The 18,833-nt window shown below is 54.5% G+C and carries 19 protein-coding genes and 6 pseudogenes; 16 read left to right on the top strand and 9 right to left on the bottom strand.

Features of this window, described 5'->3' with window-relative positions:
• Positions 1-13 precede the first annotated feature (13 nt).
• Positions 14-376, top strand: coding sequence for a hypothetical protein (locus AACY07_RS16220; protein WP_339476073.1), 363 nt, complete (start codon positions 14-16; stop codon positions 374-376).
• 154 nt (positions 377-530) lie between these two features.
• The gene (locus tag AACY07_RS16215) at positions 531-671 is read left to right on the top strand and encodes a hypothetical protein (RefSeq protein ID WP_339476288.1); all 141 of its coding nucleotides are present in this window, start codon (positions 531-533) and stop codon (positions 669-671) included.
• Between the two features lie 255 nt (positions 672-926).
• On the opposite strand, the gene AACY07_RS16210 is transcribed toward AACY07_RS16215, so the two are convergent.
• The 4 genes from AACY07_RS16210 to AACY07_RS16195 form a co-directional block, all read right to left on the bottom strand.
• Complete coding sequence (locus AACY07_RS16210; RefSeq protein WP_339476071.1) at positions 927-1,748, bottom strand: metallophosphoesterase; 822 nt, start codon at positions 1,746-1,748, stop codon at positions 927-929.
• A gap of 633 nt (positions 1,749-2,381) precedes the next feature.
• Positions 2,382-2,801: a DUF6691 family protein gene (locus AACY07_RS16205; RefSeq protein ID WP_048361841.1), complete on the bottom strand. Its 420-nt coding sequence runs from the start codon at positions 2,799-2,801 to the stop codon at positions 2,382-2,384.
• Positions 2,802-2,803: 2 nt separating this feature from the next.
• Complete coding sequence (locus tag AACY07_RS16200; RefSeq protein ID WP_048361842.1) at positions 2,804-3,238, bottom strand: YeeE/YedE family protein; 435 nt, start codon at positions 3,236-3,238, stop codon at positions 2,804-2,806.
• A gap of 485 nt (positions 3,239-3,723) precedes the next feature.
• On the bottom strand, positions 3,724-4,560 hold the full coding sequence (locus tag AACY07_RS16195) for an MliC family protein (protein ID WP_339476065.1): 837 nt from the start codon (positions 4,558-4,560) through the stop codon (positions 3,724-3,726).
• Between the two features lie 149 nt (positions 4,561-4,709).
• Between AACY07_RS16195 and AACY07_RS16190 the strand changes: the two are divergent.
• Positions 4,710-4,880, top strand: a pseudogene (locus tag AACY07_RS16190) (arginase family protein); the annotation flags it as partial.
• Between the two features lie 241 nt (positions 4,881-5,121).
• Here AACY07_RS16190 and AACY07_RS16185 read toward each other — a convergent pair.
• The gene (locus tag AACY07_RS16185; RefSeq protein ID WP_048361844.1) at positions 5,122-6,456 is read right to left on the bottom strand and encodes an ATP-binding protein; all 1,335 of its coding nucleotides are present in this window, start codon (positions 6,454-6,456) and stop codon (positions 5,122-5,124) included.
• Positions 6,453-7,112, bottom strand: a complete 660-nt coding sequence (locus AACY07_RS16180; protein ID WP_048361845.1) for a response regulator transcription factor — start codon at positions 7,110-7,112, stop codon at positions 6,453-6,455. The genes AACY07_RS16185 and AACY07_RS16180 overlap by 4 nt, the downstream gene beginning before the upstream one ends.
• Before the next feature lie 132 nt (positions 7,113-7,244).
• Between AACY07_RS16180 and AACY07_RS16175 the strand changes: the two genes are divergently transcribed.
• The 7 genes and pseudogenes from AACY07_RS16175 to AACY07_RS16145 all read left to right on the top strand — a co-directional run.
• Positions 7,245-7,568, top strand: coding sequence for a PepSY domain-containing protein (locus AACY07_RS16175; RefSeq protein WP_339476060.1), 324 nt, complete (start codon positions 7,245-7,247; stop codon positions 7,566-7,568).
• Positions 7,569-7,653: 85 nt separating this feature from the next.
• A complete protein-coding gene (locus tag AACY07_RS16170; RefSeq protein WP_048361847.1) occupies positions 7,654-8,124 on the top strand; it encodes a DUF2271 domain-containing protein in 471 nt (156 codons plus the stop codon).
• 25 nt (positions 8,125-8,149) lie between these two features.
• The gene (locus AACY07_RS16165; protein ID WP_339476057.1) at positions 8,150-10,330 is read left to right on the top strand and encodes a PepSY domain-containing protein; all 2,181 of its coding nucleotides are present in this window, start codon (positions 8,150-8,152) and stop codon (positions 10,328-10,330) included.
• Entirely contained in the window at positions 10,320-11,324 is a 1,005-nt protein-coding gene (locus AACY07_RS16160; protein ID WP_339476276.1) for an FAD:protein FMN transferase, read from the top strand. The genes AACY07_RS16165 and AACY07_RS16160 overlap by 11 nt, the downstream gene beginning before the upstream one ends.
• Positions 11,321-12,022, top strand: a complete 702-nt coding sequence (locus AACY07_RS16155; RefSeq protein WP_048361850.1) for a VIT1/CCC1 transporter family protein — start codon at positions 11,321-11,323, stop codon at positions 12,020-12,022. Before AACY07_RS16160 ends, AACY07_RS16155 begins: the two co-directional genes overlap by 4 nt.
• A gap of 323 nt (positions 12,023-12,345) precedes the next feature.
• Positions 12,346-12,474: pseudogene (locus AACY07_RS16150) on the top strand (transposase); the annotation flags it as partial.
• Positions 12,473-12,856 (top strand): annotated as a pseudogene (locus AACY07_RS16145) (MFS transporter); the annotation flags it as partial. The pseudogenes AACY07_RS16150 and AACY07_RS16145, both read left to right, overlap by 2 nt.
• On the opposite strand, the pseudogene AACY07_RS16140 reads toward AACY07_RS16145, so the two are convergent.
• Positions 12,787-13,343 (bottom strand): annotated as a pseudogene (locus tag AACY07_RS16140) (DDE-type integrase/transposase/recombinase); the annotation flags it as partial. The pseudogenes AACY07_RS16145 and AACY07_RS16140 overlap by 70 nt on opposite strands.
• 222 nt (positions 13,344-13,565) lie before the next feature.
• Complete coding sequence (locus AACY07_RS16135) at positions 13,566-14,048, bottom strand: helix-turn-helix domain-containing protein (RefSeq protein ID WP_339476055.1); 483 nt, start codon at positions 14,046-14,048, stop codon at positions 13,566-13,568.
• 168 nt (positions 14,049-14,216) lie between these two features.
• Here AACY07_RS16135 and AACY07_RS16130 point away from each other — a divergent pair, with 168 nt between their 5' ends.
• The 6 genes and pseudogenes from AACY07_RS16130 (at position 14,217) to AACY07_RS16110 (ending at position 17,560) form a co-directional block, all read left to right on the top strand.
• Positions 14,217-14,651 carry a hypothetical protein gene (locus AACY07_RS16130; RefSeq protein ID WP_339476053.1) on the top strand — a complete coding sequence of 145 codons (435 nt, stop codon included), beginning with the start codon at positions 14,217-14,219 and terminating at the stop codon, positions 14,649-14,651.
• 234 nt (positions 14,652-14,885) lie between these two features.
• Entirely contained in the window at positions 14,886-15,071 is a 186-nt protein-coding gene (locus AACY07_RS16125) for a hypothetical protein (protein WP_074836831.1), read from the top strand.
• A 140-nt stretch (positions 15,072-15,211) separates the two neighbouring features.
• Positions 15,212-15,367: pseudogene (locus AACY07_RS24300) on the top strand (EamA/RhaT family transporter); the annotation flags it as partial.
• Positions 15,368-15,623: 256 nt separating this feature from the next.
• A pseudogene (locus AACY07_RS16120) lies at positions 15,624-15,944 on the top strand (IS66 family transposase); the annotation flags it as partial.
• A gap of 989 nt (positions 15,945-16,933) precedes the next feature.
• A complete protein-coding gene (locus AACY07_RS16115) occupies positions 16,934-17,158 on the top strand; it encodes a DUF2188 domain-containing protein (RefSeq protein ID WP_017136943.1) in 225 nt (74 codons plus the stop codon).
• A gap of 60 nt (positions 17,159-17,218) precedes the next feature.
• Positions 17,219-17,560 (top strand): hypothetical protein, encoded by a 342-nt coding sequence (locus tag AACY07_RS16110; RefSeq protein ID WP_133076988.1) that lies wholly within the window; start codon positions 17,219-17,221, stop codon positions 17,558-17,560.
• A 57-nt stretch (positions 17,561-17,617) separates the two neighbouring features.
• Here AACY07_RS16110 and AACY07_RS16105 read toward each other — a convergent pair whose 3' ends face one another.
• Positions 17,618-18,658, bottom strand: coding sequence for a DUF4062 domain-containing protein (locus tag AACY07_RS16105; protein ID WP_339476040.1), 1,041 nt, complete (start codon positions 18,656-18,658; stop codon positions 17,618-17,620).
• Positions 18,659-18,833 lie beyond the last annotated feature (175 nt).

The raw sequence follows: 18,833 nt of genomic DNA, 5'->3' as shown, positions 1-18,833 counted from the left end.
TGGAGAGTGAAGCATGAGTACCCTCTCAGAGAGATTCAAATACATAGAAGTAAAAAATATCGGTGGACAGTTTCATGTCTCCTGGAACTATCAAGGCGCCCCAGGAGGGCTGTCACGTCTTGCTCAATGCGAGCGACTAGAAGGTTATATTGATGGTTTCATTGATGGGTTTCTTGTGGCGCTAGAAATTCCAAACGGACAAATCCATCGATCACTTAGCTCAAAATGTACAATTACCGATCTTGAAGAGCATGTAGCGCTGAAACTAAAAAAACTCCTTATTGGACTTTTTGAGCCGCTTATAGCCCATGAGCATAAGGCTCAATATGTTAATTCTGAAAAGCATTCAATAAGGCAAAACTACTGCGCTGCCTGAGCGCATGACAAACTATTCTGGCTTGCGCTTCCTAGAAGCGCTTACTCGTCTGTCTATCAAAACCGACTCATCTCAACCCCCCGCAACAAAACCTCTCCCAATTCAAAGTCAGCCGTTATAGCGGCAAGTACGATGTCATCCTGAAGAGGTCAAATTGATCAAGCCAGCCCAAGTCGTGCGCGATGACATGGGTTCGTTTCAGCATCCAGATATGCACGACTTCGACGAAGGTGACGGCGACAAGTGCAAACAGATCCTTTTCAAGTGCGGCTATTGCACCCAGATGATGCCATGAGTCTGGAGGTGAAGCATATGCTAATCGAGGATATATGCACTAGGAACAACACCACTGCTCTACTTGTTTTATCTTGAACATATCCGGGCGACAGTTTAATTTTGTGGTACGGAAGTGTTTCAGCCCTATTCATGCGCCCGATCGACAAAATAACCCTATAGCGCCCATCAATTAGCAAAACGTACGCTCCCCCTATAGACAGCTCAGCTACTGCAAAAGTAATCTTTCGGGTACGTCTATAACGTCAGGGGTGACTCACTGTGCTAACTGCATACTGGTCCCTTGTGGTTCATCGGGCAGTAAACAACCTTTAGCCATCCACGGACATTCTCTAACCCAGCGATAACCAACTTCCAGGCCACCTAGATCATTGTAATAAGCTAACCGCAGTTGATTGGCATCCAAGTCGAGCTTAGCAAAACCGGCTGACGATGTAGAGAATGTACTATCAGGCGCAGGCGTCTTAAGGGCATAAAGGCTCTGACCTCCAGCACCGGAGATGACCCAAGCAGGCTCCCCTGCACGCAACAGCAATTGCTGATTGTGATCATGACCTGATAAAAGCATATCCACTTTGTTGCGCTGTAAAGCCGGTAACAGCCTGGCCACCAGATCCGAGTCATCACCATGCTGACCTTGATTGCGTACAGGGTGATGGGACGCCACGATTCGCCATACAGGAGCCGCTCCGCCTGCCTGAAATGCCTGATCAATCAAGTCAATTTGCTGTTGCAAGCTTTCACGTGGTGCCGATGTGTCAAGGAATACCATGCGCACCAATGGCCGCCCGTCTACATCACCGAAATCCTTGACGTAAAAGCTCGCAGGCATATGCCAGCGGCCTGACCCCTTGTGCTGTTGCCCGTACTCGATCTCATACTTTTGCGACACTGGGTAATCATGGTTACCTCGCACAGGGTAGAACGGTACATGACTGAGCCAGCGGCCCCAATAAACACGCTCGAACTTGATTTGCCAGCTGAGGTCATGAGTACTGGTTAACGAGTTACCGTAAAAATTGTCGCCTAGAAGCACCACCATGTTCAGCCGCCCCTCAGTGGACGCAACTTTCTCCATGGCTTGACCTACTTGCCACTGCAGCCACTTGCCGCTGCCTTGATCACCCACAGCTATCATTGACACCGACGCGGGATCTAAGCCGCTCAAGGTACATAAGGTGCGGGTGGCGTAAATAGCCAGTAGCCACCCGCTGTCAGAAGAAGAGCGAAGGTCACTCCCGAGCAAAGCGCAATCCTCCGGAGCATCGAACGTTTTTCAACCATCAAAGGGGAAATTGTGCGTTTCAATTAATGCACTCACAGGGTATCGCCAGAAAGGCGGGAAGTTCAGTTCGAACTTACGCCCAATAAATCACACCTGTTGTTCATTCTTCGTTAAAAACTGAAGTGTTTTTCATATCTTTTCTGTCCGATACTCTTTTCAGGGTGGCACGAGGTCGACCATTGATAAGCGACATATGCCGTGCCCATAGTGCGGTGCATTACTGGCGTGTAAGAGCCATCGCCAAGCCCACATAGTGAAATAGTTTCGGAACTCCACCCTAAAGTTTCGGATTCATGCTGCGCGTAAAAACGTTTTTACACACTCTGGGCCAAAAACGGCACTAAACCTATCCACTCCCCACACGCCGATCACACGGACAGACCGAGGCAAATGAGAAGCAGTCCGGCAGTAATTCGCAGGCTTCGGTCAATGGTTGCGCCGGCTCTCCAGCGCGGTAAACAACAACATGCCGGCCAGCATGGCCAACATGAAAACGATCACTTGCCAGCGTCCTGTCAGCAGAACTGCCACTGCGGGGCCAGGACAGATGCCCGCTATTCCCCAGCCGATGCCGAACAACAGGCTCCCGCCGATCAAGCGCTTGTCCAACTCACGTTTGATCGGAAGCTGCATTGGCTTTCCCAGCAGCGAACTGGATTGTCGGTGTGCCCATGCTAGCGGGCCAACGGCCACGGCAATTGCCCCGACCATGACTAATCCCAAGGACGGGTCCCAAGCACCGGTTAGGTCCAGGAAAGCGAGTACTTTGCTTGGGTTGGCCATCCCTGCCAAAAGCAGCCCCAAACCGAACAGCAGGCCAGTAATGAACGCAGTCAGTTTAGTCATATTCAACCCCCAAGCAGATGACGCAAGACAAACACCGTGACGAAACCACTGAACATGAAACACGCAGTAGCAACCATCGATCGCGGCGAAAGGCGCGATATGCCGCATACCCCATGGCCACTGGTGCAACCTGATCCGTAGCGTGTGCCGATACCCACCAATACACCGGCGACGATCAGTCCGAACCAGCCACTTTGGAACTCAATCTTTGGTAGCGAGGAGAACGATCCCCATAGAAGCGGCGAGATAAGCAGGCCTAGGAGAAAAAGCGCTTTCTCACTCCCCCCCTCACTCCCTCGCTGTAAAAGACTGCCAATCAGGCCACTGATACCTGCGATACGCCCATTAGCGACCACGAATAGACTGGCCGCGAGACCAATCAATGCGCCACCGGCAAGGGATGACCAGGGAGTGAAGTTAAGCCAGTCGACATTCATGAAACTTCTCCATAACATAAGTGTTGATACAGGGTCTGGGATTTGTGCTCTCACAAATCTTGTTGGATCGGAAGGTTGATCTCCCTGAAGGGAGTCATCGAAGAACGACTGAAGCTTGTCGTAGTCAATTCAAAGAAAAAATATCAAACATAGATGACTACTGCGCAACGCTCCGGGTCTATTTACTATCAGATAATGGTGAGTGCCACCTTAAACATACTTTCACTAAAGCTAAAGTCGACATCGTTGAGCTAATGGATGTCCCGTAGCCCGGCCCCACTCCAGCGCGGACCCAGTGGAGTACTGAGTACTTGTTGGATTGGTCGCTTTTGGCAGATTTATGCCTGTCACGGTCGGCAGATATTGGTAGAAAACAGAGAGTCAGGCAGGTCTGATATCGGCCGGTGCATCCTTTCACGAAAGCTGCCTCAGGCTACTTGCTAGCTTTCGCCAGAATGCAATTACCCAGCTGACTGGATCGTTGTTCAAGGTTTTCTTTTGCAATGTGATTCGGGCGCACCGTATCCCCAAGTGATTATAGTTTCGTCCTGATGTTCCCAAAGAGTTTCATTGCGTCCAAGATACTTTACGCCACTGCCACTTGGCTGCTGGTACATGAGCGATACGCTGTCTCCACGCTCGGCGATTAATGTCGGCGGATCGGTTTTAAAGAACATGGCAGCAATCTCTCTGGCAGGGTTGCCCTCGCATTCGTAATAGACAGGACCGGTTTCCGGTACCAATCGGTACCGTGCTTGCAACTCGGCGATGCGGCGCTGGTACTCCATGCGCAAGCATGCACCGACGTCATCACTCTTCCAGCAGTCGTCGCGACCCTTTATCCATCCACGTTGTTCTGCTTTAAGCCGGGGTGGATGCTCGTTGCCGGCCTTGACTCTCGCGCTGGCATAAACTTCCGACAGATTGCGATCGAGCACGGATAACGCCTTGTCCTCACATATCATCGCTTCGATAGCGCCAGGCTTCACCTTGGCGCAATCGTAAGAAGGGCCAGGCGTCTCATTGACTATCGACGATTTTTCCGTACTGCCCCCGGTCACTTGCATCCCATTGATATGCTGATCAATGTATTGGCACCACTGATCGGAACTTCGTTCAGGGACATTTGCCCCATCGCGAACCCCTAATTTGAATTCGATCACTGATTTCCATTCATCGGAGCCTATATCCGGCCCATGCCCTTGCCCGTCAGTTGTATGGAATCTCTTATCGACTGATTGATACCATGGATAAGTGCATATCGATTGCGCCTGAGCAACTCCTGTGGCACCAACCAACAACAAAACCAAATATTTTCTCATGCGTGGTCCCTTTTGATTTAAGCAGTCGCCAACCTTATCGCACCGCCGTTTTTGGCCGGTCGCCGTCCCTGATGGATGTCCTATTTGGCCGATTTTGTTGAAAAAATCGTATTTCAAAATGGCCTGAACTCAGGCACACCCAGAGGAGGCTATGCGGAGGTTTATCAACTTTTCATGCCTTTGAGATTTTGCGTGGGCTGCGAGGCATTAATATCATAGGTATGGATGTGGCAGAGGTTGCACCTGCCTATGACCAAGCAGAGATAAGCGCGCTGGCTATGGAAATGATCTGCCCTTATGCCGCTCAACATAAATTCTAATGGTGCTATGCGACCTTGCAGATTTAATAAATAGCCTTAGCGGAGCTTTGGCTTATTTTTGCTAGAGACTCAGTTTGGCGACAGCATAACTCCTGTTGAGGATGATGCTGTCGCCAATGGCCAATTAATAAAAAGCCTGAATCGCAAACTATCCCTAGCAGAGGGCTTAGCGAATTCTAGCGCCGTGCTGTTAGACGTCAATCCGATGCGATACTGATAGCCGTCAGGGCTCAATCCGCATTTACCTTGGCAGACACAAAAACTGAACGCTGACTTCAAACCCCTCCTTCCGACCTGTTGCTGGCGAGGCCAGGGTTAAAGTCGCCTTGACCCCTATCGCAATCGTTTTCGCAATAGCCAAACCCAGCCCTGAGCCACTGGCTTCGCTGTTTCCCCGCACAAATCGTTCGGTCAGGCGCTGCAATACTGCCTCAGGCACGGCCGGACCTCCGTTGATCACCTGCAGCAGCGCCTGGTCTGTGAGGCTGACTTCAACCGGCTGGTCCACGGTACCGTACTTCAACGCATTTTCGATCAGGTTGCGCAGTAGGATGCCAAACGCGTCAGGATCAATCGCTGAATAAACACTGCTCTGGGTCGGCAGTCGCAGTTGGATTCTTTGCCCACTGTTGCGATTCCACTCGTCGACCCCATGGGCCAATAACGGGATCAGGTCCTGGGGCGCCTCGGATAGCAGCCCACCACCCTCGGCCTTGGCTAGTTGCATAAGCTTTTCCGAGAGCCTCGCCAGGTCGCGTAATGAGTTTTCGATCTTCGCCGCCCGCACGCGTAACGGGCCTTCTGGCGCTTCCTGGTGCAAGCGCTGAATCTGCGCCAATGTCGCGGCCATCGGCGTGCGCAGTTCATGGGCGCTGTTTGCGGTAAAGCTACGTTCGGCCTCCAGCGTCTTGCGTAAGCGCTCAAGCAAGTGGTTGACCGCGTCGGCCAGTGGGTCGATTTCTGCCGGCAGTCGTGCCACGTTGATCGGTGACAAATCCCCTGCACCCCGAGCTTCCAGGGCGCGACGATAGGCCAATACGCTGCGTAAGCTAATGCGCACAAATAACCAGGTGCCCAACAGGCTGACAGGGATCAGCGCCAACAACGGCAGCAACAACGCAAACAAGGCTTCCCGCGCCGCTTCACGGCGATGAGCCAGCGGTTCGGCAATCTCAATGAACAGCGTTTTGCGCAGCGCGCTCGCGCCATATAGCCGATACTTGTCAGTGGTGGAAAACCCTTCCCCCGGCTGTTTATTGAAGATCTTCGGGTTGGCGTCATGGGATTGCATCAAAATCCGGCCCTGCGTATCGCGCACCAGGTACGTTAGGTATTCCTTGTGCATTTTCAAGGTGGCCACGTGTTGTGCTTCGCGGGGCGCTTCGCGGTTGCTAATCTCCAGTACGGCCAAGGGCAGGATGCGTTGCGCGGTCTCTTCCAGGGCGCTGTCGAATGCCTCATTCAACTCATGTTGTACCACCAGCCAAGCGCCGACGGTCGCCCCCAGCCAGAGCAATGTCATGCCCAGGGTTAACCCTAGGCCGAGGCGCTTTTGCAGGCTTATCGACGACTTCATACCGGTGTCAACCGATAACCCATGCCACGAACGGTTTCAACTAGGTCGCGTCCCAGTTTTTTGCGCAGACGACTGATATAGACCTCGATGGTGTTGCTCTCTATCTCCGCGCCAAAAGCGTACAGGCGCTCTTCGAGTTGGGACTTCGAAAGCAACGCATTGGGACGCTGTACGAATGCCTCGAACAGCGCCCACTCGCGTGCGGTCAAGTCCACGGTGGTACCGGCGCGCTGAACTGTGCGAGCGTTCATGTCGATCTGCAGTTCACCGAGTTTGATCTGCGGGTTGGGGTTGCCGCTGTAACGTCGGGCCACGGCTGCCACCCGGGCCGAGAGTTCAAACAGGTCGAACGGTTTAACCAAGTAATCGTCGGCTCCGGCATTGAGGCCGGCAATGCGATCGGATATTTGGTCCTGGGCGGTGAGGATAATCACCGGGGTCACGTTGCCCGCTGAGCGCTGCTCGCGCAAAAAGTCCAGCCCGCGACCGTCCGGCAACATCAGGTCCAGCAGGATCAAGTCATAAGGCGTGGTGCGCACGCTATTGCTCGCGTGGTTCAGGCGCTGCACCCAATCGACGGCATGACCATCGTCGGCGATTTGTTCGCGCACTGCCTCCCCCAGCCCGGGGGCATCCTCGACCAATAAAACCCGCATCTGCTACCTCATCCTGATGAGTGTCGTGCAGTACCTTAACCGCCAAACCTGAGGTGAATCTGAAGATTCAGCTGGTTGTCAGGAATGCACCTTAGGGTATGCCACAGATGCCCATCCGGCAGGAGACAGATCATGAAAACCGCTTTTATTGCACGTACTGCGCTGTTGAGCCTGTTGCTCAGCGCAAGCGTCCTCGCTGATGACGACTGCAGCGAGCCCGCCAGCGATTGGCAACCGCGGGAAACCTTGCGTCAACGCGTGGAGCAGCAATACGGCTGGAGCGTGCAGCGCATCAAGGTCGACGACGGTTGCTACAAGCTCAGGGGCGCTGACCGCAGGGGCAACGCCATCGAGGCGCGTTATGCCCCCGCCTCCCTGCGTCTGCGCACGTTGCACGTCAATTTCGGCGACGACGGTGATGCCCGGGACTACCTCGTCAGCCCGGGTGCTGAATGAGCATTTCGATTTTTTCCAGGGCTTTCAGGCTGTTGTTAGCCAGCAAGTTCAGGCTCTCGCTACAACGCTCAACCAGGACGTCCTCATGAAAAAAATCATCGCTGCAACTTTCCTCGCCGGCGCCATTGCCTTGCCGGGGCTGGCCCAGGCCCGTGAAGTGACCCTGACGACCCAGCTCAAGGACTACAACGGTAACGATGCGTACCTGGCGATTTACGTCACCGATGCCAATGGCCAGTACCAGAAAACCCTGTGGGTCGCCGGCAAGAAGGCCAAGTACTACCGGCATTTGACTGACTGGGCCCGCGGCAGCGGCCAGAACCCCAGGGAGTTTGACGGGGTCAGCGGTGCCAGCGTGGGCAGCGGACGCACCCTCAAAGTCAGTGTTGAATTGGCAGACACCTTGATTGATGCCGGGTATCAGATCCGAATCGACAGCGCCGTGGAGAACCAGCGTGAAGGCCGAGCCGACATCAGCGTGCCCCTGACCACCCAAGGATCAGGCAAGCCGGCAACCGGCAGCACTTACGTCAACGCGTTTACTTACGACCTGTAGCAACCACCACTTCTGGAGGCTGAACATGCTTCGCCAGTTTCATTCGCTGCCCGGTCTGATCGCCGCCCTGTTGGTCATGATATTGGCCATCAGTGGCGCGGTATTGTCGGTTGATCCGGCTCTGGAACGCCTGCACAACACGTCCACCGTTGCCGGCCAGCTTAATGTCGGCCAGTTGGCGGAAGGCGTCGCCCGTCACTTTCAAGGCGTGGAGCAAATCCAGCGCACCGCCTCCGGCACGGTCATCGTTTACTACAACCGCGATGGCCAGTCCGGGGCGGAAACGGTTGACCCACTGACCGGCCAGGGCCTCGCGCCCTACGCGCCGTCCGCCTTCACCCGCTGGGTGAAAGACTTGCACCGCTCGCTGTTCATGGGCACACAGGGCCATGGCGTGTCGGGCGTCGGTGCGTTGCTCATGTTGATCCTGTCAGTGTCCGGCGCGTTGCTGCTGGCCCGGCGCCTGGGTGGCTGGCGCAATTTGCTGCGGCCACTGCGCGGTACGTTCAGCCAGCGCTGGCATGCGGAAGTCGGGCGCCTGGCCTTGCTCGGGCTGCTGCTGTCGGCAGTAAGCGGGCTGTACATGGCCGCCACGACCTTCGGCTTGATCGCCGACGGCAGCCAGAGTGAACCGGCCTTCCCCACCCACATCAGCGCTGGCCCGGCGTTACCGGTGGCGAAACTGCAAGCCTTGCAGGCCATCGACCTGAATGACCTGCGTGAACTGGTCTACCCGAGCCCGGGCAATCCAAACGATGTGTTCTCTCTGCGCACGTCCCATGGTGTTGGCTACGTGGACCCGGTCAGCGGCGCCCTGCTGTCCTATCAACCCCACGACTCAATGCGCACCGTCTACCAATGGATCTATCAGTTACACACCGCAGAAGGCCTCTGGTGGTTGGGCTTGCCACTCGGGCTCTGTGCCCTCTGTGTGCCATTGATGAGCGTGACCGGCATCCTGCTCTGGTGGCGCCGTCGCAAAGCCGGTCCGAACATTCGCCACAACAGCCCTGCTCACTCCGCCGACAGCGTGATTCTGGTAGGCACTGAAAACAACACCACATGGGGGTTTGCCAACACGTTGCATGCGGCCTTGCATCAGGCTGGGTACCAAGTGCATAGCGCGCCCATGAATGAATGGAAAGGCAAGTACCGCAACGCACAGAGACTATTGATCCTCACCGCGACCCACGGTGATGGCGATGCACCGGCGTCGGCCGCGCAGTTTCTGGCACGGCTGAACCACGAGGGCGTCAAACCCGGCCAGCCCTTTGCAGTGCTGGGGCTTGGGGACCGCCAGTTTCCACAATTCTGTCAGTACGCCCATCAGGTGCAGGCAGCGCTGGAACTGGCCGGTGCCTCACCGTTGCTGGGGCTGGAAACCGTCAACCGCCAGTCTTCCCAGGAATTTGCGCGCTGGGGCCACGCCCTAGCCACAACACTGGGGCATGACTTGGCCCTGGCCCATACACCGGAGCCACCGCGCACCTATCAACTGGAGCTGGCCGAGCGCATCGCTTATGGCGAAGAAGTGAATGCGCCAACCCACATCCTGCGCTTCAAGGCGCACAGTGAACTACCGGGCTTCCAGGCAGGAGACCTGGTAGGGATTATCTCGGCGAATAGCCCAGTTCCGCGTTTTTACTCGTTGGCCAGCAGTTCCACGGACGGCGTGCTCGAGATTTGCGTACGCAAACACCAAGGAGGCCTCTGCTCGCAACTCCTGCATGCCCTGGACATCGGCGATTCGATCGAAGCCTTTATCCAGCCCAACCCACAGTTTCGTCCTGCGTCGGGCGCACACCCGGTGATCCTGATCGGTGCCGGTACCGGCATTGGCCCCTTGGCCGGCTTCATTCGCAACAACACTGCCCGCCACCCGATGCATTTGTATTGGGGCGGGCGCAACCCGGCCTCGGACTTTCTGTACGAGCCTGAACTTAACCGCTACCTGGCAGACCAGCGACTTACCGCCTTGCGCGCGGCTTTTTCCCAGGTACAGAACGGTAGCTACGTCCAGGACCGGCTGCTCACTGATGCACTGTCCTTGCGCCGGCTGGTGGAAAAAGGCGCACAAGTACTGGTTTGCGGCAGTCGTGAAATGGCCAAAGGCGTGATGCAGGCCCTGGATGAAATATTGGCTCCGCTGAACCTGAGCGTGCTGACCCTCAAGGCACAAGGACGCTACCGTGAAGATGTCTACTGATGTGCAGCGCTACAGCCTGAACGGCGAGACCATGGGCACCCGCTACACCGCGGTGTTCTATGCGGCGGCCGGGATCGACACCGACGAGATCGGTCAGCGCCTGTCCCACGCTGTGAGCCGGGTGGACCGGCAAATGTCTACCTGGAAAGCCGGCTCTGACCTCAGCCGCCTCAACGCGGCCCCCGAGCATGAGTGGCTGCCAGTGCCCAAAGAGCTGACCACGGTGCTGGCGGCCGCGCTGCGGGTCAGCCAGCAATCCGGGGGCGCCTTCGACATCGCCGTCGCAGACATGGTGGAAGCCTGGGGCTTCGGTCCCGGCGAACAGACGATCACCGAGCAGGCGCTCATGATAGCGTCGCCACGCGCTCGGCTTTGCGCCAGCGCGGGACTGGAGGTAGACGCGCAACGCAATCGGGTACGCAAACGGGCGCCTCTGAAGCTGGATTTGAATGGCATTGCCAAAGGCTTTGGCGTCGATGAACTGGCCCTTTGCCTGGAAGCGTCAAGCATCACCCGCTACCTCGTCGGCATCGACGGCGAAATGCGCGCCCAAGGCATGAAGCCTGACGCCCAACCCTGGGTCGTAGCGATTGAAAAACCCTGCCGGGGCGTGCGAGAAGTCATGGGCGTGATGGAACTCAGCGACGCCGCCATCGCCACGTCCGGGGACTACCGACACTGGGTGGAGGTAGGTGGGCAAACCTACGCCCACACCATGAACCCGCTTACCGGCGCACCACTGTGCAACACACTTGCGGCGGTCACCGTCGTAGCTGCCTCATGCATGCTTGCCGATGCCTGGGCCTCGGCACTGCTGGTGCTGGGCGAAATCGAAGGCCCACGCCTGGCGCAAGCACGTGGCATGGACGCACTGTTCGTGGTGCGCGACGGTGAACAGCTAAAAGAAATATCGATTGTAGGCGGCAAACAGCAAGCGCAGGCTGAGGCCGCCGAATCCAACCTCGTCAATAACCTGAGTCCCGTTAACCCATGAAATTCATGCACAGGCACACCGAGCTCCACCGCAGTGACCGTATCGGCTGGCTGCGTGCCGCAGTCCTGGGGGCCAATGACGGGATCGTCTCCACCGCCAGCCTGTTGATTGGCGTCGCCGCCGCCAACGCCACCCACTCCACGCTGATCGTGACCGGTATGGCCGGGCTAGTGGCGGGCGCCATGTCCATGGCGGCGGGTGAATACGTTTCCGTGCACTCCCAGGCCGATACCGAACAGGCTGACTTGTCGCGGGAACGGGCCGAACTGGCCAGCAACCCGAAATCCGAACACAGCGAGCTTGCCCACATCTACATGCACCGAGGGGTGTCATCCGACTTGGCGCACCAGGTGGCCGATCAATTAATGGCGCACGATGCACTGGGCGCACACGCCCGAGACGAGCTAGGCATCAGCGAAGCACTCACGGCCAAACCACTGCAAGCCGCACTCGCCTCAGCCGCCAGTTTCGTGCTTGGCGCCGCGTTGCCCCTGGCGGTCATTTTCATCGCCCCGTCCCACAGTGTTGTGCCGTGGATATCTGGCATGTCGCTGATATTTCTTGCCGGCCTTGGCGCCATTGCAGCCAAGGCCGGGGGTGCAAAAATAGGGATCGGCGCTTGGCGGGTAACCCTCTGGGGGGCGTTGGCCATGGGCATTACGGCAGCCGTGGGGGTGCTGTTCGGGGCGGTGGTTTAGTACGCAGCCGCGGTCCAGTAACACAAAAGGCGCCCGATCCTCGATGGGGCGCCCTGTTTGCGTTAGAAACTAGACCTCGCCGACGAAATCGCTCGCCTTCAGGGCGATATGCCCGACTAGATCGATAGCACCGTAGGGCTCTGCCCTACCACCCGGTCTGCCTTGCGACGCGGCAGGAGCACGGGACGACGGAGCTATCACGACGAGCCGAGGTCTCGACCCTTGACCTAAAGTTCCATCGTGGAACTTTAGATGAGATCTGAAGTGGTCTAATGATTCCGGACACCCATTTAGGCGATTATGCTCGCCTAAATGGGTGTCCGATGAACAAGCAGCGTCGTTCTTTTTCCGCTGTGTTCAAACGCGAGGCCGCAGCTCTCGTGCTCTATCAAGGCTATAGCCATATAGAGGCCTGCTGCTCGCTCGGGGTGGTCGAGTCCGCGTTGCGTCGCTGATCGCATCGGGCGCAGGGCCGTATTTACCTTTGGTGCATTAGGAACGGCGGTTTTTTTGCCGGTGATCGTACTGTTCCAAAGCCAGGAAAACATATTGTGGATGCTGGTGGTGTTCGGCTTTTTGTACGGTATTCCTTATGGAGTAAACGCGACGTACATGACCGAAAGCTTTGAGGCGAAGTTCCGCGGTTCTGCTGTGGGTGGGGCCTACAACATTGGTCGCCTGGGCGCTGCAGTTACCCCAGCTGCGATTGGTTTTCTGGCTTCCCATGGTTCGATTGGCGTGGGCTTTCTTGTAATGGGGGCAGCCTACTTCATTTGCGGTGTTATTCCGGCTTTGTTTATCCGAGACAAGCAATTTGATCCGCTAAAGCAATAATCTTTTTTCTCGGCCAGTGCGGGCGTCAGCCCGCCATTGAACTGATGAGGCCGTATCCAGTAGTAGCGATGCATCAAGTAATGGCTGATGTCCCGTTGTGCCTGTTGAAACTACATATAGCTGAGGGGATCCACTCAGTATTCAAACTCCGAAAGACACGCTCCATCGGCAAGTTGTCAAAGCCATTGCCTTGGCGACTCATGCTCTGGCTGATGCGGTGCCGCCACAGACGCTGGCGAAACTAGCAACTGCCATATTGCGATCTCTGATTCTAGTGAAACAGTAGCCCTTGAGGCTTACCACGTAGCACATAGGCCATATCTAGTGCTTTGATAACCAAGTCAGCATCGGGTTTTCCCGACAACCCTCAGCTTACTAACCGGTGAGGATTGAAATCCATAAGCACGGCTAGGAAGTGCCATTATTCTTGTGCCCAGGTGTAGGTGATATCACCACACCAAGCTTTGTTCGGCTTGGGAACATCGAACTCAAGCTAATGCTAGATTTTTGACAGCCCCCCGAGACTATTGACATCTCCAACCTATGGTCCCGGGGGCTGTTATGAATACAGCTGAAGCGCTCCAGTGAAAAACGATCAAAATTTCACCAATGAGCGGCTTGTAAGCAATGGAGATGGGGCAGCAAGACGTCAGCAAATGGAGTAGTTTCGCATTTGCTGTCACAGGGTTACAAATCAAAGTCATTAGACTCACTGAGGTTGATTTACTGAAAGTTTCCAGTAACGGTTAACAGTTGATTTGGATAGGCCTAGCTCTCTTGAAATCTCTGCTTGGTTGAGGCCGCGCGCACGAAGTTTCATTACGGATGCCAAATTGACACCATTGGTGGGCTTACCAGGTTTTCTCGGAACAATCTTTCCACCGTTTAACTGAGATCGTAGCTGGGCCATTCCTTCTCGGGTCGAGAACGTATCCAGCGTCGCAGAAGCACGCTGAATTATTTGTTCTGGGTCTGCGTCTTCTCGCAGGGCTACACACAGAGCAACCAAGGCTACAAAATCGAAGTTCAGCGCGCTGGCGAGATCATCAAGCTTGCCGATGGATATATTGACTTGAGCTTGCTCTAGGGAACTGATGGTGCGTCGTACAGTAACGTCGGCGAGGTCTTCATACGCGAGACCTTTCATCCGTCGTATAGTCCTGATAGCCGCCGCGATTTCGTGATTGAGCACCCAACAATCCTCAAATATGAGGATAGAGCCACATTGCGGCCATTCCGATAAACGCACTATAATGCTCGTATTGGAATATCCATCCATTTGGGCGCTGCCAAGCTACCGGATGTCGACCCGCAGCCCCGTTGTTCTGGGTTGAGCTGTAGGTGCCACTCAGGAAAAAATATGTTTAGAACGATGCGTGAAGCTGAACTGATGCCCAATATTTTTAGAGCAGCAAATGGTTTTCAGTTCTGGTCTCTTGTGGAGCTAGAAACCATGTGGCCATGGTTCCACGTAGAGACTATCGACTCTAGGAGTAATGGCATACATCAAGGGGTTGTTCTTGCTCCCAGCGTTCCGCTTCTGGTGGATTTGATCGGAGGACAAAGCAAAACAGCTTGGATCAACCAAGTACAAGTTGTCACCCCTGGTGAGATCAATGGCACAGGTAGTTGGAGAATGGAGGCTCTGGTGAGTCTTCATGAGCTAGTTGATAGCGCAGGGCAGATCGTAGGACATGCATATCAAGTCGCGACCGGAGCAGAGTATTCAACTGTCGCAGATTACGATCAGCACAGGCGTAATTTACTATATGCACCCAAAGCATCAGATTTCTAGCAGCGGAAGGTGGTTTTGAAGATAAAAATTTAGCTAGGTCCACATAAGTGAGGAACTGCTTAGCTGAATACCATTGGCCATCCAATATCTTGGGAGTGCTTAACTCTTGCCATTTCAAAAAGTTGATCTAGAGATCCTCCTATGGGCCTTGATCAAAAACACTGAGCAAGCTATCTATCCGATGTAGCCAGGTATACGAGGCTTGCCGCAACTGCTTTGTATTAACTGAGTATCATGAGGTATGACAATGCGATGAAAGGCCGACAAAAAGTAAAAACCCGCAAGTGGTATACAAAATCAACAGCTGAAGCCGAAGCCCGACAGCAACTCCAAAATCGATCTGAAAATCAGGGAAGGCTTCTCGACATTGCGGCGAAAAATGATAGCAAGCTGGAACCTATTGGACGACTTTCCGGTTGAAAAAATCTAAGCTCATCTTTAAAGCATCTCGACCGTTGAACAATCGCTCAACATACCTGGATCATGTCGGACGCTCTTAAAAGGCGTGAGAATTGATACCTTAGCTTCTAGAAACTTCGTGACCTCATTGAGCACTACAGTACTTCCGCTTGATCGCGGATATTGGGCCGGTGCGTTCGCTGACCGTGACCTTCCTTATCCCTCCCTTTGGCGTGCTGTGGGGTGTGATGTTCCTTGGTGAACGTCTTTCGGTCGCGCATTTGTACGGCGGCGGGCCTATCTGTTTAGCTGTGTGATTCGTTCTCAGCAAGAGCACACCGAAACAAGAACCCTCACCAGCTTCGGATTGATCCAACAACTTAACTGCCCTCAGCGATTTCTCATCTGATTGGCTGGTGGCCACTTAAGTGAATACATTGTCTTGGTCTCGCGGCGTCTGGTAGATGACTTGGCCGGACGGATACCCTAGAACGTCAGAGAGATGTATCCGTACGGCTAGACACCTCACAGCGGCGCGGGATGGCGGTAACCTTCCGGCCAAGTCATCTACTCATCAGCAAAGCACTCGATTACAGCCTGAAACGCTGGGCAGCGCTGTCGCGATACCTCAATGACGGGGCCGTACCCATAGACAACAATTGGGAGGAAAACCAAATTAGGCCATGGGCGCTTGGACGCAAAAACTGGCTCTTCGCAGGGTCGTCGCGCAGCGGAAAACGGGCTGCGACACTCATGAGCCTGATTCAGTCGGCACACATGAACGGGCATGACCCGTATGGCTATCTCAAGGATGTGCTTACGCGGTTGCCGACACAGATGGCCATTGAAATTGGACAGTTGCTGCCGCACCAGTGGGTAGCTCCATCGCATTGATCAAATGGGCGTAACCCACTAGATTTCCCATTTTTTCCCCTGTCGTTGGCTAGATTTTCTTAACCGCGCCAAGATTTTCTTAAAATGTGCGCCGAACACTCAGAAAATATTAACCGAAAATGGCCGCGCAACCACTATTTTTGGGGTTTTCGCTTATTGGCAGTAAGCGTCCCGCAATCAAACCTTGCCGCATTGCGCTTTCTGAACGACCTGGGCTTTGAACGGTTTGGGATAAGAGCTACGTTGGCGCATGGAAATCCTAGCGATAATGGTGATAGCGTTCGCTTAAAAAGACGCGGACACCATCGTCCTTAATGCTGGAGTTCGGTAGGTGACTTGGCCGGACGGTTACCGTTCAGCGCGACACAACCGTCGTTGGACTTCGTGGATGATCGGCATGGCATTTAGGAAACGGATGTCTGCCAGTCCCGCCCACATATTTGGCTGTCCTACAGTCGGGAAAATCATCAGTTTGGCTGAATCGCAACCCACCCCGTCACAAGTGCTCAATTATCTGCGAAATGAAATGAAATGCGATAGCTGTAGCTCTGAGACAGATTGGGGGGCGACTCCCGTACGCTCGCAATTTATCAGTGTTGGAATATGCAACCGAAGCCAGTCACGCTAGCGATTTTATGCCTGCCACAAAGGGCAACTACCGGCCAAAAGCAGACTGTTCTCCAGCGCGGGAGTAGTTCAAAAGCATGTCGAAAACCTTGGCGTAGATTTCTGCATTTCATAAGCCCGAAGCCTAGCTAGCCTGATCATTCTTTTTCATGGATATAGTAGAGGAGCAGCCGCGTCGCGAATCGGTGAGGCACTTCTGCTTCTGCTTCTGCTTCTGCACGTAAGCTTGAGCAAGACAGGCCGATTTGCTGAGAAAAAGCACTACATACATGCACTACCAGTCGATCTAGCACTACATGTTGTATTTGCCCGTTTCGATGCTACCTTCTACTAGGCTGGCAACTCACTAGTAGAGGTGTTCCATGGCAGGCAAAAATCAGCACGTCGTGAAACGTGATGAAGGCTGGGCGGTTCGGGGTGAGGGGAATACTAAAGACACCTCCCACCATCGGACTCAAAAGGAAGCTGCTGACGCGGCTCGTCAGATAGCTCAAAACCAAAAAAGCGAGGTGCTCATCCACGGCCGGGACAACCTGATCCGTGAACGTGACTCCTATGGCAACGACCCCCATCCTCCCAAGGGCTGATTAAGACCTCATAGCGTCTCCGGAAGGAGGCGCATCCTGGGCTTCAATAAGGTATTCGGTATGAAGATCGTAACGGTGGTTCACGTGCACCTGAACCGAATCGGTTCTACCCGTGGCGGGTTTGGAAGTCATAAGCGACTGACCACCTATGCAGAAGCATCTGATGCAGAAATCGAAACCCTTCGAGATCTAGTGATTTCGATTGCCGAACAAAATGGTGAGGCACCTGGGTCTCTGAACGACCTTCGCCATGAACGGCAAAGCGGCCACCCTCCCCAGGTTAAGGTCTTCAATATTCATGCGCCCAGCACTTTATTCAGCGAGCCCTATGCATATTGCGAAGCCTTTCCAGCGCTCAAGGCTGACAACCGGATCTTCAAGCTAGAAGAACTGCCAAGCTGAGACACGAAGGGTTCATTGTTGCTTATCCGCCATCCGCCTGCTGGCCACGCTCAATTCTTAGGAAAGCTTGCGCCCTATTCGGAACAAAGCGTCTTCCAGCCACTGGTTGAAAATGCCCTGTGACGCTGGAATCAGCAGTTTTCTTTCCTCAATATTTTTCTCACTGCGGTACGGCATGGACATCGACGATGCAGGGGTTGTTGGCGGCTCGGCGTAGACTTGGTGAGAAATTCCGTAGATCCCCAGCTGGAACCAGCCTCCCTTACCTCGGCTAATCAAACTAAAAGCTTCTTCCGCAAAACGTTTTAGCCGGCTGGGCGAGAGGTAGTAGGAGGCAAAATATTCGCCGTCCTTTGCTGGGGCTGCCAGAGGAATAGAGAGCCAGGTCATCCCATTATCGTGTTGCCGCCAAGAGGCCTCCGCATCTAGGCCGGTGATGTCTCCCTCGTTAAATGACTTGTAACCACCCTTGATAGAAACCAAGCCCGCCTGAGAAAGCTTGAGGAAGAATTCATCATGCTGGGTGTGTATGGAACGCAACGTACCCGAGAGAATGGGCTGCGGCAGAAACACGAGCTCAAGGCGATCTTCACGAGGCCGGCTATTCCAATTTCGGCTGTTGCTACGATTCTGCAGGTGCTGAACGAACTCCTGTTCGGAAATGGCGCTGCGACTGGCTGCAAGTTGGCTTAGCCCCTGGATGATTTTGTCTGAGAGATCGCGATCACCTGTGAAGGTGGAACGGAAAAGGCCGTCGACGTAATCGGAAACCTCCCAGTGAAAGCGCTTTTGATCATCCTCGACCGGAACCTCTTCCAGAAAAGCCAGGATGGGTTTATTGGCAGCTTTGGCGCGATGGAACTCCTGCTGAGTGACGGACTCACCTGTGTGGGTTTTGAAGCCGAAGTCCGCGCCAAGAATCAGAACCACTACGTCGGCCTGGTCAACCTCAGTCATGCATGCGACTTCAGATGAATAGGGTCGCGCACCAAAATCCTCACACATCACCGGGATGTGCCCCAACAGAGAAACTGCTTTTTTGGCGGCCGCACGATAGTGCTCAAAATTACGTACTACAGAGCTGATAAACACGTTCATAGCAGTCCTCATCACTTAGGCCACATCCGTTTCGCCTCATCATACCGGCCGCTTTGCTCGAAATGACAGTAGCCGAAAAAAGCTAGCCGCTGAATAGCCCCCGATTTCGTAGATACTGACTGCTTTTAGCCGATTTCTGCCTGTCGTGAGGAGCAGCAAGCGGCCCAGAGTGTGT

This window comes from Pseudomonas sp. RL_5y_Pfl2_69 (assembly GCF_963970465.1).
In the GTDB taxonomy this organism is placed as follows: Bacteria; Pseudomonadota; Gammaproteobacteria; order Pseudomonadales; family Pseudomonadaceae; genus Aquipseudomonas.
This window is presented reverse-complemented; position numbering and strand designations above follow the sequence as displayed.